This window comes from Ralstonia chuxiongensis (assembly GCF_024158925.1).
Lineage (GTDB): Bacteria > Pseudomonadota > Gammaproteobacteria > Burkholderiales > Burkholderiaceae > Ralstonia > Ralstonia chuxiongensis.
The window spans coordinates 72,716-85,886 of the sequence record NZ_JAMYWC010000010.1 but is presented as its reverse complement, the minus strand read 5'-3'; the positions used below and the strand labels follow the sequence as shown (position 1 = coordinate 85,886).

Here is a 13,171-nt window from a genome sequence, read left to right as displayed (position 1 = left end):
AGCCAGCCCGGCTCAGGCGCCCAGGCGGCGCATCTCGGCCAGGAACGTGTCTTCCGTCCAGGTCTCGCCGCCGGCGGCATTGCGCGGGCCGCGCTCGTTCAGTACGGCCACGATGTCGGCCGGCGTTTGTGCGCCACCCAGGAATGCCGCTTCCAGCGAATCGGCCAACTGGTTCTCATAGGCTGTCGGCTCAGTCGCGCGCGTTTGCCACACCAGATTGGCGACGTGACCCGGGCGCTCGACACGGCCCTTGCCAGCGACGTTGTTCGGAGAAATCGGCTCCCACGGAGCGAGGTCTGGGTTGTATTGCGGTTGCATTTCTGTCGACTCCATCACGTTTCGCTTGTTTTACCTATGAAACGTCTGTTAATATCTGGAACACAGGTGCAACTATAGACCGCGTCTTCGAAATCGCAGATGCGGGATTACCCTATGGTTTTAAAAAGGAAAGCCAGCGTCACACGCTGGTCAGACAGCCAACCAAAAGCCTGGGGCGCCCTTCAGCGCAGGCGCGCTAACAGACGTCGGCCTGCATCGACAACCGAGCGCCCCCCGGTCATCTGGTAGCGCACGATCATCCCCTCCACGCACAGCAGCGCTTCTTCGGCGATGGCCTTCGGGCGCGGATAGCCGAGACGCTTCGCCAACTCCGCCAGATAAGCCGCCAGCTCGGCCTTATGCAAAACGGCCTTTTCCACCAACTGCGCATCACCGGTTTCCGTACCGGATTCGGCAACGAGGTTGATGAACGCGCAACCTCGATACGTTTCGGTGTCGAACCAGGTGGCCAACACGTCCGCCAGCACGTCGAGGTCAGCACGCCTGGCAAGGCGCGCTTCCGTCGCCTCACGAAACCACGCCATCCACCGTTCGTGCCGTGCATCCAGGAAGGCCGCGATCAAATCGCTCTTTGACGGGAAATGCCGGTACAGCGACATCTTCGCCACACCAGACTCGGCGATGATTCGGTCGATGCCGGTGGCACGAAAACCTTCCTGCAGGAACAGCCGCTCGGCGGTTTCCATGATGCGATCGCGGGCGGAGAGGGTTTCGGCAGTCTTGGCCATGTTGATGAACGTGAAGGCAATGTTTCAGTATGGCCTTGACAGACAGACCTGTCTACTCAATGATGTAGACAGACCTGTCTCATAAAACCGTGACTTCCGTTTTTCCCACCACTCCTGATGAATGCCGCCCTGCTCGAGCGGCGCTCTCGCCGCTGCCGCTGTGGCGCCTGCGGCTGGCCACGACTTATATCGAAGAGAATCTCAGCCGCCCGGTGCGGCTGGAAGACGTTGCACGGGCGACGGGCCTTACGCGCATGCACTTTGCTGCTCAGTTCCGCGCCGCTACGGGCGTGCGCCCGCACGCGTATCTTTTGCATCGGCGCATCGAGCGCGCCAAGGTCTTGCTGACGCGAATAGATGCCTCGGTGGTTGAGATCGCGCTGGAGGTTGGCTTTCAGAGCCAGGCGCATTTCTCGACGGTATTCAAGCGGCTCGCGGGCGATAGCCCGTCGACCTGGCGACGACGCGCGCTAGATCAACTGCATGGCTGAATGCAAAGCGCCCGGCCGAAACCGGGCGGTTTTCTTTAATCAATCAGCGTCACAAACCCAGCGCAGACAACCCGGGGTGATCATCCGGGCGACGCCCAAGCGGCCAGAAGAACTTGCGCTCATCCGCCTTGATCGGCAGGTCATTGATGCAGGCATAACGGCGCTGCATCACGCCGTGTGCGTCGAATTCCCAATTCTCATTGCCGTATGAGCGGAACCAGTTGCCGGAATCATCGTGCCACTCATACGCAAAGCGCACGGCGATGCGGTTGCCGCCAAACGCCCAAAGTTCCTTGATCAGCCGGTAGTCGAGTTCCTTGCGCCACTTGCGCGTGAGGAACTCGACAATCTGTTCGCGCCCATTGACGAACTCGGCGCGGTTGCGCCACTGGCTATCCGGCGTGTAGGCGAGCGCGACGCGCCCTGGGTTGCGGCTGTTCCAGCCGTCTTCGGCCAGACGCACCTTTTCGGTGGCAGATTCGAGGGTGAACGGCGGAACCGGCGGGCGGATCTCATTGGCAGACATCGGCAACTCCTTTGCAGTGGCAATAGTGGAGGCTGCCGCGCTGACGACGCAGCAGCACGCCCTCACTCTGCCCGACCGACTGCCACGCCGATACCAGGAATGCACGGGGTCTTTCGTGAACGCACGATTCCCGCACCGCAGGCCTACAGAAATTTGCGATAAACAACGAAGCCGGATTTCTCAGCCACGGTGTCGTAAAGCTTCATCGCCGTGGTGTTTGTTTCGTGGGTCTGCCAATAGACGCGCGGCAAGCCCGCCTCTGCGGCGCGGCCATAGACCGCCTTGATGAGCGCACGACCGACGCCCTGCCCGCGTGCAGCTTCGGCGGTGAAAAGGTCTTGCAGATAGCAGTTCATCTGCACCTGCGTGGTACTGCGGTGGAATAGGAAATGCACGATGCCGAGCAATGCGCCCTCCCGCTCGGCAACCATGGCATAGACCGGCTCGGCCTCATCGAAAAAACGCTGCCATGTGGTCTGCGTGACGATGTCGGGCAAGGCTGTTTTTCCCGTGCGACCGTAAAAGGCGTTGTAGCCATCCCAGAGGGGTTTCCAGACAGTGAAGTCGTCTTGGTGGATGGGACGAATCAGGAGGTCGGAAGGTGCGGGCATGGTTGGCTGAATGGGTGGCAACGCTCGCGCATTCTGCCAGCCGGGCGCCATGCGTGCAGCCGGCTTTCCTACCGTTTGGCTTAGCTTGTGCTTCCGTGCCCCCTCCCCGGCTGCCATGTGGCGCGACGCCAGCAGCGCGTGTGCAGCGCCCCGACCCTAGGGATTGTCCGGAGACAAGTCGTTGCTGGAAGAAAGTTTGCCGAAAGCCTCGACCCACTAAAGTGCGCTCCATGGTCCGGTCACGACCCGGTATCGGGCAGTGCGATCTCCACGCACATCAGCGTCACCACGATAAGGGTCGGATGTTGTACCAGCCATATCGCCGGACCCAACGGGATGTCAGTCCGGCGTCCGTTTCAATCGGTCTTTCCTGCTGTCAACCTTGCGGCCCACCGTCCTCCCGGTGGGCTGTTTTCTTTTCAGGGTTGCACGGGACTGGGCAACACCAGACGCTGCGTCAGCCGCTGCACCGTCGGCGCGGCAATCAGCACGATGGTGAAGGCAGCCGGCCAGGCCAGCACGAAGGCATGCGCCCAGCGGGCGAGAAAGTCAGGGCTGATACCGGCGTTGATCCAGCCGATCCAGCCCGTCATCAACAACGACATCAGGCCGGACATCAGCCAGGCAAAAATGACACGAAGACGTGTGGGAGTGGAAACGGGCATCGACATGGCGGTTCTCCTTGCAAGCCATCAAATGTGATTGACGGTATGCTAGACAACCGCGTTTCAAGAAACTATAGACGTTTATTGAAACTTAAATTCCGAAAATGGAATCATGCTCGACGACTTGGCTCTCTTTGTTTCCATCGTGGACCACGGCAGCCTGCAAGCCGCCGCCCGTCACGCCAGCCTGCCGCCCGCCACGCTGACACGGCGTCTGCAGAAGCTCGAGACAGCGCTGGGTTGCCAGCTTCTGCTGCGCAGCGCCCGCAGCCTGAAACCGACGCCGGAAGGCCAGCTTTACTATGAGCAATGCCGCCCGCTGCTGACCGCGCTTGCGCAAACCACGGCCACGCTCGACGACGACCTCAACCAGGTGAAGGGCACCCTGCGCGTGCTTGCGCCATTGAACCTATCGCGCGGGCTGCTCGCACCCGCGTATGCCAGCTTCATGGCGACGTGGCCGGAGATCCGCCTGGAGTTGTCGCTCAGCAACCGCAATGAAGACGTGTGGCGGCATGGCGCCGATCTTGCCATCCGCGTCGGCCAGCAGGACGACCCGAAGCTGCGGCAGCGCCGGCTGGGCGTCATTGGGATGGTGCTGGTGGCGTCGCCCGCCTATGTGGCCGAGCATGGCGCGCCGACACATCCAGATGAACTGCAGCAGCATCGGTTGTTGGTGTCGTCGCCACTCTCGGCATGGCGCTTCACCTCACCCGATGGCGCGGAAACCATCGAAATGCAGCCTCAAGGTCGCTGCGACCTGAACGACATCGAATTGGGCGTGACGCTGGCGGAAACGGGCCTTGGCCTGCTGTACTGTCCACGCACGCTCTGCCATCAGGCGCTGGAGGCAGGCCGGCTGGTGCGCCTGCTGCCGGAATGGCGCACACCGCAACGCCCCATCTACGCGGTGTGGCCGCAGCAGCAGTTGCCACGCAAGGTGCGTACGTTGCTGGAGCATCTGGCGGCCTTCGCCGCGGCCACTCCATTGCTGCAGACGGACGCCGCGCCGAGTGCTTCACACGCTGCTTGAAACGGGTAAAAACACGCGTTGTAGCGTCGCCTGTTCACCCCGTAGGCTGCAGAGATTCCACCCGCCATTTTCACTGGAGACCCGATGCACAGCAGCCACGTGGTGCGCTCCGGCAATATTCGCTTGCATGCCCGCATGACACAGCCCGCCGACGGTTCCGCGCGGCACCGCCCCGCCGTGGTTCTCGTGCATGGCTATCCGGACGACAGCTCTGTCTGGCACGGCGTGCGCGATACCCTGGCGCGCGATCGCCGCGTGCTCACCTTCGACGTGCGCGGTGCCGGGCTGTCGGACGCCCCCGCAGATACCACCGGTTACCGCATCCCCCAATTTGTCGACGACCTTGCCGCCGTGGCCGATGCGCTGCTGCCCGGCGAGCGCTTCCATCTGGTCGGGCACGACTGGGGCTCCATCCATAGCTGGGAATCGGTAACGACCGACCGGCTGCGCGGGCGCATCGCGTCGTACACGTCGATCTCAGGCCCATGCCTGGACCACGTCGGCCACTGGATGCGCACGCAGCTCGATGCCGGCACATGGACGGCCAAGCGCGAGGTATGGAAGCAGCGGCTGCAGTCGTGGTACGTGGGTTATTTCCACCTGCCGCTGGTGCCCGAATGGTCGTGGCGGCTATGGGTGGCGCGCGCCTGGCCGTGGTGGCTGCACAAGACGGAAGGCATTCGCATCGAGGCCCAGCGGCCGACGCTTGTGCGCGATGCCTGCAACGGCGTGCGCATGTATCGTGCAAATTTTCGGGACCGCCTCGCCCGCCCGCAGGCGCGTGCGCCGCATGCGCCCGTGCAACTGATCGTGCCAACGCGAGATCGCTACGTCAGCCCCGCCGTTACGCGCGCTGTAGAGGCCTGGGTGCCGCACTACTGGCGCCACGAGGTCGACGCCGGCCACTGGCTGCCCTTGCGTCGCCCCGACTGGGTTGCGGACTGCATCCGCCGCTTTGCCGACTATGTCGAATCCGGCCACGAGCCCGCCGAATTGCGGCAGGCCCGCGTGGCCGGCACGCTGGCAACGATCTGACGCAACTAGAGCATTGCGCCCAACGCAAACGTTGACGTGCGTGTAACACACTGTAATCATCGTCCGCCACAACGCTGACGGCGCGCCATGACCTGGCGCCCGGACGGCTCGAGCCGCCGCTTCGCGCAAACCGCGTGGCCGGCCATCGATACAAGAAACAGGGACAAGACAATGAAAAGCAAGGTCGTGGTGTACGGCCCGCTCTACGGGAAGTGGTACGCAATCCTGGTCAACGACGGTGTGGCCGCCGAATCCAACCAGTTTGGCTCGTACGAAGCCGCCATGGGCTTCGCTTCACGCCGATACCCGGAGCTTGAGCAGGAGCGGCAGCCTTACGCACGAGGCCGCGAAGAAAGCGAAAGCGGAAGCGACAGCCGGGAAGCAGCGCCGATCTGACCGCGCCGGGCGGCATTGACGCCGCCCTTGCTGACCACGGCGTTAGCGGCCTGCCCCGCAAAAGCGGCCGGCAATCCATTCGAACACGCTGCCTTCGCGCAGCGAGCGGCTTTGCGCCTCGTCGCCGTAGTGGATCTGGTAAAGCGGCTTGCCGCTGGCATTGCGCGCGCGATACAGCGTTTGCGCAATCACCGTGTAGCTGTGTCGCGCGCAATCGAGCACCACCTGCTTGACCGATGAGCGGATCGGCTGCCCATCGGCCGTTTTGATCGTGAAGTCTGGCAGCACGTTGCGCAGCAGCCGGAAGTGCACGGTATGCGAGTCGGCATCCGCCTCAGCGCTTGGCTCTGGCTTGACCGATTGCCGGTCGATATACGAAACGATGCCGTTGATGCTCTCGAACCGGCGCCAGCGGGAATCGGTGCTGGCCGATTCAGGCACGGGTGCCGCACCGCCCGTCACGGCTTGCGCGGACGCTGTCGGCACAGCCGCCGACGCAGACACGGTTTGTGCGGATACGGGCATCGCTGCCCACTGTGCGGCAACCAGAGCGGTCGCCGCGATGGCGCTTTGCCAGCGCCAGCCTCCTGTTTTCATGGGATATCTCGCCTTGCTACAAAAACTTAGCGGGCGATTCTACCGCGATGGCGCTACCGCTTACATCACATCTGGCCAACGGGCTCGGCAATGTCCACACCGGCAAAGCGCAGATACAGCGTGCGCAGTGCCTGCGTGAGCGGGCCCGGCTGGCCGTTGCCGATCTGCACGCCGTCGATGGACACCACCGGCATCACGAACGTCGACGCGCTCGTGTAGAACGCTTCGGCGGCTTGCTGGGCTTCGGCCACGGTGAAGGTGCGTTCCTCCAGCGTCAGGCCGTGTTCGCGCGCCAGCGCCAGGATCGACACGCGCGTGATGCCCGGCAGCACGGCGTTCGACAGCGGACGCGTAATCAATCGCTTATCTGCGGTGATGATGAATGCGGTCGACGACGCGCCTTCGGTCACGCGGTCGCCATCGGTCATCCAGGCTTCGTGCGCGCCGGCGCGGGCGGCGATCTGCTTGGCCATCACCTGCGGCAACAGGCCCACGCTTTTGATGTCGCAACGCTTCCAGCGCAGGTCGGGCACCGTCACCACGGTTGCGCCCTTCTTCGCCAGCGGGCTGTCGACGATGGACTTGACCTGCGTGAACGCCACGGCCGTCGGCGTGATGTCTGCCGGGATGCCGAAATCGCGCTCGGCCACGCCGCGCGTGACCTGCATGTAGACCACGCCCTCCTCCAGCCCGTTGCGTGCCACCAGCTCTTCGCACACGTGCGTCCATTCGGCGGCTGTGTACGGGTTGTCGATGCCGATCTCGGACAGCGAGCGGGTCAGGCGGGCGAGGTGCGCGTCGTTGTCGACGAGCTTGCCGCGCGCCACGGCGGTCACTTCATAAATGCCATCGGCAAAGGTGAAGCCACGATCCATGACGGAGACGGTGGCTTCGGCGGCTGGCACGTATTGGCCGTTCAGGAAGATGATTCGGGACATGCTGGGAGAAGGAATTCAGGCGCGGGCGGGACTGCCCTGCCAACGAATCTACAGGATACGTTCGCCATGCCGCGAATACCGATGTGCGCTCACGTTATGCGAAAACAGCATGATGGGCGGGACACGTCCGGTAAACTCTGCCGTTTTTCGGCCCATCGCGCGCCCATGTCCGAACTCGCCATCCGCCCGATCGTTGCAGACGACCTGCCCGGCATCCTGGCCGTACAGCAGGCGTGCTACGGCGACGGGTTTCTGGAACCGGGCGATGCGCTCGCCAGCCGCTGGGCGCGCAGCCCGGCCATGTGCCTGGTCGCACTGCGTGGTTCCGAAGTGGTCGGGTACCTGCTCTCGCATGCGTGGCACGCATGGACGCCGCCCAAATTGCACGTACCGCTGCCCGACACGGATGCTGCCGATGTTCTCTGGTTCGTGCACGACATGGCCATCGCACCCGGGGGCCGCGGCCAGCGTTTGGGCGAGCGGCTTTACGCCATGGCATGCACCAGCGCCCAGTCACAAGGCCTGGGCCGATCCCGGCTGGTGGCGGTGCAAGGCGCGGATGGCTTCTGGCGCCGCCTTGGTTATCAATCCATCGACATGGATAGTGCAGCGGCGGCAACCCTGCGCGCCATCTACGGAGAAGACGCCAAATTGATGGAACGCACATTGCCGTGAGCGGCCACCGCGTCACTCCGTTACAATTTGCAACATCCGTATATCTTCTGTAAGACTGCGCGCGCCCCGTTCAACTACAGTGCGACGTCTTGAGGAATTCCCACATGCATAAGAACTTCGCGCTGTTCGTGCTGGCAACCGCTGCGGCGCTGTCGTCGCAGGCGGCTCTGGCCCGCGTCAATGTCGATATTGGAATCGGCGTGCCTGTCGCACCCGTTTATGTCGAACCGGCGCCGGTCTATGCCCCCGCTCCCGTGTACGCACCGCCCCCGCCGCCGGCCTACTACGCGCCGCAGCCGGTCATCGTTGCGCCTGGCTACTACGACGATGGCCGCGGCCGCGAATGGCAGGAACGCCAATGGCGCGAGCAACGCTGGCGTGAGCGTGAATGGCGCAGGCACCATCGTCACGACGACGACGATTGATCCCGCACACGGCCGCGCTCAGGCGGCCTTCTTCGCCAGTCCCAGGTAGGTTTCGATCACGCGCGGGTTGACGGCCAACTCCTGCGCCGGGCCTTCGAGCGTCATGTCGCCCGTTTCCAGCACGTAACCGTAGTCGGCCACCTGCAGCGCGGCGCGTGCGTTCTGCTCGATCAGCAACGTTGCCACGCCGGTTTTGCGCAGGTCGCTGATGATGTGGAAGATTTCTTTGACGATGAGCGGTGCGAGGCCAAGGCTCGGCTCATCCAGCATCAGCAACTGGGGCTTGGCCATCAACGCGCGGCCCACCGCAAGCATCTGGCGCTCGCCGCCGGAGAGCGTGCCGGCTTCCTGCACACGACGCTCTTTCAGGCGCGGGAACAGGTCGTACACCACTTCCATCTGGTCTAGATAGTTGCGCTCGCCCGCCCGCTTGCGCCGGTAAGCGCCAAGCACGAGGTTGTCTTCCACGCTCATGGTGGCAAACAGCTCGCGCTTTTCCGGCACAAGGCACATGCCACGTGCCACGCGCTTTTCCACCGGCAGACCGGTCAGGTTGTGCCCGAGGTACGAGACCACGCCACTGGCCGAACCGGTGGTCGGCAGCGCACCCATGATGGCGCCGAGCATCGTCGATTTGCCCGCGCCGTTCGGGCCGATGACGGTCACGATCTGGCCCGCTCCCACCTTCAGGTTGGCGCCATGCAGCGCCTCCACCTTGCCGTAGCGGACGTGCAAGTCCTTCACTTCCAGGATGACAGACATGCGCGTTCTCCTTATTCCACGCCGCCCAGGTAGGCTTCCAGCACGGCCGGGTTCTGCTGCACTTCCTGCGGCAGCCCTTCGGCGATCTTGGTGCCGAATTCCATGACGACCAGCCGATCAGTGAGATTCATGACGAAGTCCATGTCGTGCTCAACCAGCAGCACGCTCATACCTTCGGCTTTCAGCTTGGTAAGCAGCGCAGCCAGCGCTTGCTTTTCCTTGTAGCGCAGGCCCGCGGCGGGCTCGTCCAACAGCAGCAGCGCCGGATCGCAGCACAGCGCACGGGCGATTTCGAGAATGCGTTGCTGGCCGAGCGCCAGGCTGCCGGCTTCCTGATACATGCAATCGGCCAAGCCCACGCGTTCCAGTTGGCGGCGCGCTTCAAACAGCAGCTTCTGCTCTTCAGCCTGGTTCATGCGCACCACGCTGGCGAGCACGCCACCCTGCGCTGCGAAGTCGCCGCGCAGGTGGGCGCCAAGCGCTACGTTTTCCAAGACGGTCATGCCCGAGAGCAATTGCACATGCTGGAAGGTACGGCCGATGCCGCGTTTGACGATCTCACGCGAAGGCATACCGTTGATGTGCTCGCCACGGTAGAGCACCTCACCACGCGTGACCGGCAGCACGCCTGTCACGAGGTTGAAGGTGGTCGACTTACCCGCGCCATTGGGGCCGATCAGGCCGATGATCTCGCCGGCTTTCACCTGGAAGCTGACGTCGTTCACGGCAACAAGGCCGCCAAACTCCTTGCGTGCGGAGCGTACGTCGAGGATCAGCTCGCCAGCATGCGGCTTCTCGCGCTGCTTCAGCGCCGGCGCTTCGTCGGGTGCACGCGCCGTCGGTGCCGAGGGAAACAGCTTGCGGATGAACGGCCATACGCCGTCACGCGCGTACTGCAGCAACAGCACCAGCAGAACGCCGAACACGATGATCTCGAAGTTGCCGTTGGTGCCCAGCAGCTTCGGCAGAATGCTTTGCAGGCTGTCTTTCAGGATGGTCAGCAAACCCGCGCCGAGCACCGCGCCCCACACGTGGCCCACGCCACCGACCACCGCCATGAACAGGTATTCGATACCGTAGTTCAGGCCGAACGGCGTCGGGTTCACCGCGCGTTGCAGATGCGCATAGAGGAAGCCTGAAATGCACGCCAGCACCGCCGCAAACACGAAGATCACCACCTTCATCCACGCCGTGTTCACGCCCATGGCTTCGGCCATTGTGCCGCCGCCCTTGAGCGCGCGGATAGCACGGCCCGGGCGCGAATTCAGCAGGTTCTGCACGGCCAGCACAGCCACAACAACGACGGCCCAGATCAGGTAGAACATCTCGCGCCCGGTCTGCAACGATTTACCGAGCACGTTCAACACAGGAATGCCGTTCAGCCCGTCGTACTTGCCGAGGAATTCGAGATTGCCGAACAGGAAGAACAGCGACAGCCCCCACGCAATCGTCGCCAGCGGCAGGTAGTGGCCCGACATGCGCATCGTGATCAGGCCGATCACATATGCACTGACCACCGTGATCACCAGCCCGGCCAGCAAGCCGATCCACGGCGACACGCCATACTGCGTCGTCAGATACGCGGTGCTATATGCACCGAGGCCAACGAACGCCGCTTGCCCGAACGAGGTCAGGCCGCCCACCCCGGTCAGCAGCACCAGCCCCAGCGCGACAAGGCTATAGAGCCCGATGTAGTTCAGCAGCGTGATCCAGAATTCGGGCGTGGGCACGATGGGGATCAACGCGAGCACAACCACAAACAAGGCGGTCAGCACGCGGTTGCGAGAAAGCCAGCTGCGCTGCGTAGGGCCTTCGGAAGATTTAGTCAGCGTGTTCATCGGCTTATTCCTCTTCCTCGACATGCTTGGTGGTGAGCGATCGCCACAGCAGCACGGGAATGATGAGCGTGAACACGATCACCTCCTTGAACGCCGACGCCCAGAACGACGAATACGACTCCAACAGCCCAACGAGCAGCGCGCCCAGCGCAGCCACCGGATAGCTCACGAGCCCACCCACGATCGCGCCCACAAACCCCTTCAGGCCGATCAGGAAGCCGGACTCGTAGTAGACCGTAGTGAGCGGAGCAATCAGGATGCCGCACAGCGCGCCCAACGCCGCCGCCAGCGTGAAAGCCAGACGCCCCGCCTGCGTGGTCCCGATGCCGACCAGCCGCGCACCCAGCCGGTTCACTGCCGTCGCACGCAGCGCCTTGCCCGACACTGTGCGGCCAAAGTAGAAGTACAGTGCCACGATCATCAGCACCGATACAGCCACCACCCACAGGCTCTGGCCTGACACGGTGAGCGAGCCCAGATCAAAGCGCGCATCGGAAAACGCATCCGTGCGCGAGCCTTCCGCGCCAAACATCACGAGGCCGAGGCCCACCATCGCGAAGTGCACGCCCACCGAAACGATCAGCAGCACCAGCGTGCTGGCTTCGGCCAATGGCTCGTAGGCCAGGCGGTAGATCATGGGGCCCATGGGAATGACGATCAGCAGTGTCAACGCGACCTGCGCAAGCATGGGCAACGTCATCGGTGCAAGCATGCTGGCGGCGATGTACACCGCAATCGGAAAGACCAAGTATTTGACCGCATAGATGGCGCCTGTGCGCAGCGCATGCAGGCGCAGTTCGGGTTGCAGCAGCGTGCGGCCCATCTCGACGAGGAACGTCAGCACACCCAGCGCAACCAGCATGCTGGCCGACAGCGGCGCCTTGTTGGCCTGGATGGCCGCCAGCGTGAGCGCGCCATACGCGACGAATTCGCCCTGCGGGATGAAGATCACGCGCGTGACGGAAAACACCAGCACGAGCGCCAGTGCCAGCAGCGCGTAGATCGCGCCCGATGTCACGCCGTCTTGCGCCAGGATGGCGGCAATCGACAAGTCCATGAAGCTCCTCGTTCTTGTAATCGTGGAGTTCGCGCCGGATGTGAACCGGGCGAGGGGGCGCCACGAGTTACGAGATAGTAAATTTCTTACGACAGGATGAAATTGGCGACAACCCTAACGCGTCGCCCTGCTCCGCCGGTTGCTGGCCTTGGCGGGGCTGACCGCGGGCGCCTGCAGCATGGCAGACAGGCGCATCACGAACGTGCGCAGCGTGTGCTCCAGCTCGCCCCCGCGCTGCGCGTGAAACAGCGGTTGCAGGTTCAGCGCGATCAGCACCAGCACAAGCTGCCCGCGCGCTCCGAACACCGGCAGCGACAGGGCATTCACGCCCGGCAGCAGACTACCCGTGACCCACGATGCGCCTTCGGTCCGGACGTCTTCACACAGACGGTAGTAATCGGTTAGCGAACGCGGCAGGCCCGGCAGGTCGTCGCTGGCACGCTCGTGCAGCTCGCGCTCAACGAGCGGCAGCGTCTGCTCCATCGGTTGATAGGCGCCAAACAGGCGGCCAGTGGCTGAATTAAGCATCGGCAAGACGTCGCCAATGCGCAGGTTCACGCCAGGCGCACCACCGGCCTTCTCCCAATGCACAACGGTCGGGCCACGATCGCTCCAGACGGCAATGCCGATGGTGTGGCCGGTCTGGTCGCGCAGGCCGGCCAGCAACGGCCGCGTGCGGACGATGGCGTCGGAGCGGTTGAGGCTGGCCAGACCCAGGCGCAGCGCAAACGGCCCGAGTTCGTAGCGGCCGGTCAGCGGGTCTTGCGACACGGCGCCCACGCGCTGCAGGCTCACCAGATAACGATGCGCCTTGGACGGATGCATACCCGCCGTGCGTGCCAAATCGCCGAGCGCCATCGCCCGCATGGCACGCGTCAGCGCCACCAGTAATTGAGCGCCGACCTCAATGGATTGGATGCCCGAACGGTCACGGTTTGCGCGCGCGTCTTCAACATCGCCATCGGGTGGCAGGTCGTCTTCGACTTCCGGAGTCTCCATGTCTTGGGGGCGCATTGGCTGAGGCTGAGCCGACAAAGTGCTCCGAGCGTAGCACG

Annotated in this window: 17 protein-coding genes; 6 read left to right on the top strand and 11 right to left on the bottom strand. The window is 63.6% G+C overall.

Annotation, left to right across the window (positions count from 1 at the left end):
* Positions 1 to 12: 12 nt before the first annotated feature.
* A complete protein-coding gene (locus tag NKG59_RS24835; RefSeq protein ID WP_253542629.1) occupies positions 13 to 318 on the bottom strand; it encodes a recombinase-like helix-turn-helix domain-containing protein in 306 nt (101 codons plus the stop codon).
* Between the two features lie 182 nt (positions 319 to 500).
* Positions 501 to 1,067, bottom strand: a complete 567-nt coding sequence (locus tag NKG59_RS24830; RefSeq protein ID WP_253542626.1) for a TetR/AcrR family transcriptional regulator — start codon at positions 1,065 to 1,067, stop codon at positions 501 to 503.
* 89 nt (positions 1,068 to 1,156) lie between these two features.
* Between NKG59_RS24830 and NKG59_RS24825 the strand changes: the two genes are divergently transcribed.
* On the top strand, positions 1,157 to 1,558 hold the full coding sequence (locus NKG59_RS24825; RefSeq protein WP_253542622.1) for a helix-turn-helix domain-containing protein: 402 nt from the start codon (positions 1,157 to 1,159) through the stop codon (positions 1,556 to 1,558).
* A 49-nt stretch (positions 1,559 to 1,607) separates the two neighbouring features.
* On the opposite strand, the gene NKG59_RS24820 is transcribed toward NKG59_RS24825, so the two are convergent.
* From NKG59_RS24820 to NKG59_RS24810, 3 genes are all read right to left on the bottom strand, one after another.
* Complete coding sequence (locus NKG59_RS24820; RefSeq protein WP_253542619.1) at positions 1,608 to 2,084, bottom strand: nuclear transport factor 2 family protein; 477 nt, start codon at positions 2,082 to 2,084, stop codon at positions 1,608 to 1,610.
* Positions 2,085 to 2,227: 143 nt separating this feature from the next.
* Complete coding sequence (locus tag NKG59_RS24815) at positions 2,228 to 2,695, bottom strand: GNAT family N-acetyltransferase (RefSeq protein WP_253542704.1); 468 nt, start codon at positions 2,693 to 2,695, stop codon at positions 2,228 to 2,230.
* Positions 2,696 to 3,114: 419 nt separating this feature from the next.
* On the bottom strand, positions 3,115 to 3,366 hold the full coding sequence (locus NKG59_RS24810) for a DUF2798 domain-containing protein (RefSeq protein ID WP_253542616.1): 252 nt from the start codon (positions 3,364 to 3,366) through the stop codon (positions 3,115 to 3,117).
* A 106-nt stretch (positions 3,367 to 3,472) separates the two neighbouring features.
* On the opposite strand from NKG59_RS24810, the gene NKG59_RS24805 reads away from it, so the two are divergent.
* From NKG59_RS24805 to NKG59_RS24795, 3 genes are all read left to right on the top strand, one after another.
* A complete protein-coding gene (locus NKG59_RS24805) occupies positions 3,473 to 4,393 on the top strand; it encodes a LysR family transcriptional regulator (RefSeq protein WP_045206535.1) in 921 nt (306 codons plus the stop codon).
* Between the two features lie 84 nt (positions 4,394 to 4,477).
* A complete protein-coding gene (locus NKG59_RS24800) occupies positions 4,478 to 5,428 on the top strand; it encodes an alpha/beta fold hydrolase (protein WP_253542614.1) in 951 nt (316 codons plus the stop codon).
* Positions 5,429 to 5,599: 171 nt separating this feature from the next.
* The gene (locus NKG59_RS24795) at positions 5,600 to 5,824 is read left to right on the top strand and encodes a hypothetical protein (protein WP_253542611.1); all 225 of its coding nucleotides are present in this window, start codon (positions 5,600 to 5,602) and stop codon (positions 5,822 to 5,824) included.
* A 42-nt stretch (positions 5,825 to 5,866) separates the two neighbouring features.
* Here NKG59_RS24795 and NKG59_RS24790 read toward each other — a convergent pair whose 3' ends face one another.
* Positions 5,867 to 6,421: a surface-adhesin E family protein gene (locus tag NKG59_RS24790; RefSeq protein ID WP_253542597.1), complete on the bottom strand. Its 555-nt coding sequence runs from the start codon at positions 6,419 to 6,421 to the stop codon at positions 5,867 to 5,869.
* A 65-nt stretch (positions 6,422 to 6,486) separates the two neighbouring features.
* On the bottom strand, positions 6,487 to 7,359 hold the full coding sequence (locus NKG59_RS24785) for a D-amino-acid transaminase (RefSeq protein WP_253542593.1): 873 nt from the start codon (positions 7,357 to 7,359) through the stop codon (positions 6,487 to 6,489).
* A gap of 165 nt (positions 7,360 to 7,524) precedes the next feature.
* Between NKG59_RS24785 and NKG59_RS24780 the strand changes: the two genes are divergently transcribed.
* Both NKG59_RS24780 and NKG59_RS24775 read left to right on the top strand, forming a co-directional pair.
* Positions 7,525 to 8,034: a GNAT family N-acetyltransferase gene (locus NKG59_RS24780; RefSeq protein ID WP_253542590.1), complete on the top strand. Its 510-nt coding sequence runs from the start codon at positions 7,525 to 7,527 to the stop codon at positions 8,032 to 8,034.
* 104 nt (positions 8,035 to 8,138) lie between these two features.
* Positions 8,139 to 8,459: a hypothetical protein gene (locus NKG59_RS24775; protein ID WP_045206525.1), complete on the top strand. Its 321-nt coding sequence runs from the start codon at positions 8,139 to 8,141 to the stop codon at positions 8,457 to 8,459.
* An 18-nt stretch (positions 8,460 to 8,477) separates the two neighbouring features.
* On the opposite strand, the gene NKG59_RS24770 is transcribed toward NKG59_RS24775, so the two are convergent.
* From NKG59_RS24770 to NKG59_RS24755, 4 genes are all read right to left on the bottom strand, one after another.
* The gene (locus NKG59_RS24770) at positions 8,478 to 9,221 is read right to left on the bottom strand and encodes an ABC transporter ATP-binding protein (RefSeq protein WP_045206524.1); all 744 of its coding nucleotides are present in this window, start codon (positions 9,219 to 9,221) and stop codon (positions 8,478 to 8,480) included.
* An 11-nt stretch (positions 9,222 to 9,232) separates the two neighbouring features.
* Positions 9,233 to 11,059 carry a branched-chain amino acid ABC transporter ATP-binding protein/permease gene (locus NKG59_RS24765; protein WP_253542587.1) on the bottom strand — a complete coding sequence of 609 codons (1,827 nt, stop codon included), beginning with the start codon at positions 11,057 to 11,059 and terminating at the stop codon, positions 9,233 to 9,235.
* Positions 11,060 to 11,063: 4 nt separating this feature from the next.
* A complete protein-coding gene (locus NKG59_RS24760) occupies positions 11,064 to 12,116 on the bottom strand; it encodes a branched-chain amino acid ABC transporter permease (RefSeq protein ID WP_253542584.1) in 1,053 nt (350 codons plus the stop codon).
* Between the two features lie 114 nt (positions 12,117 to 12,230).
* Positions 12,231 to 13,115 carry an IclR family transcriptional regulator gene (locus NKG59_RS24755; protein ID WP_253542700.1) on the bottom strand — a complete coding sequence of 295 codons (885 nt, stop codon included), beginning with the start codon at positions 13,113 to 13,115 and terminating at the stop codon, positions 12,231 to 12,233.
* Positions 13,116 to 13,171: the final 56 nt, after the last annotated feature.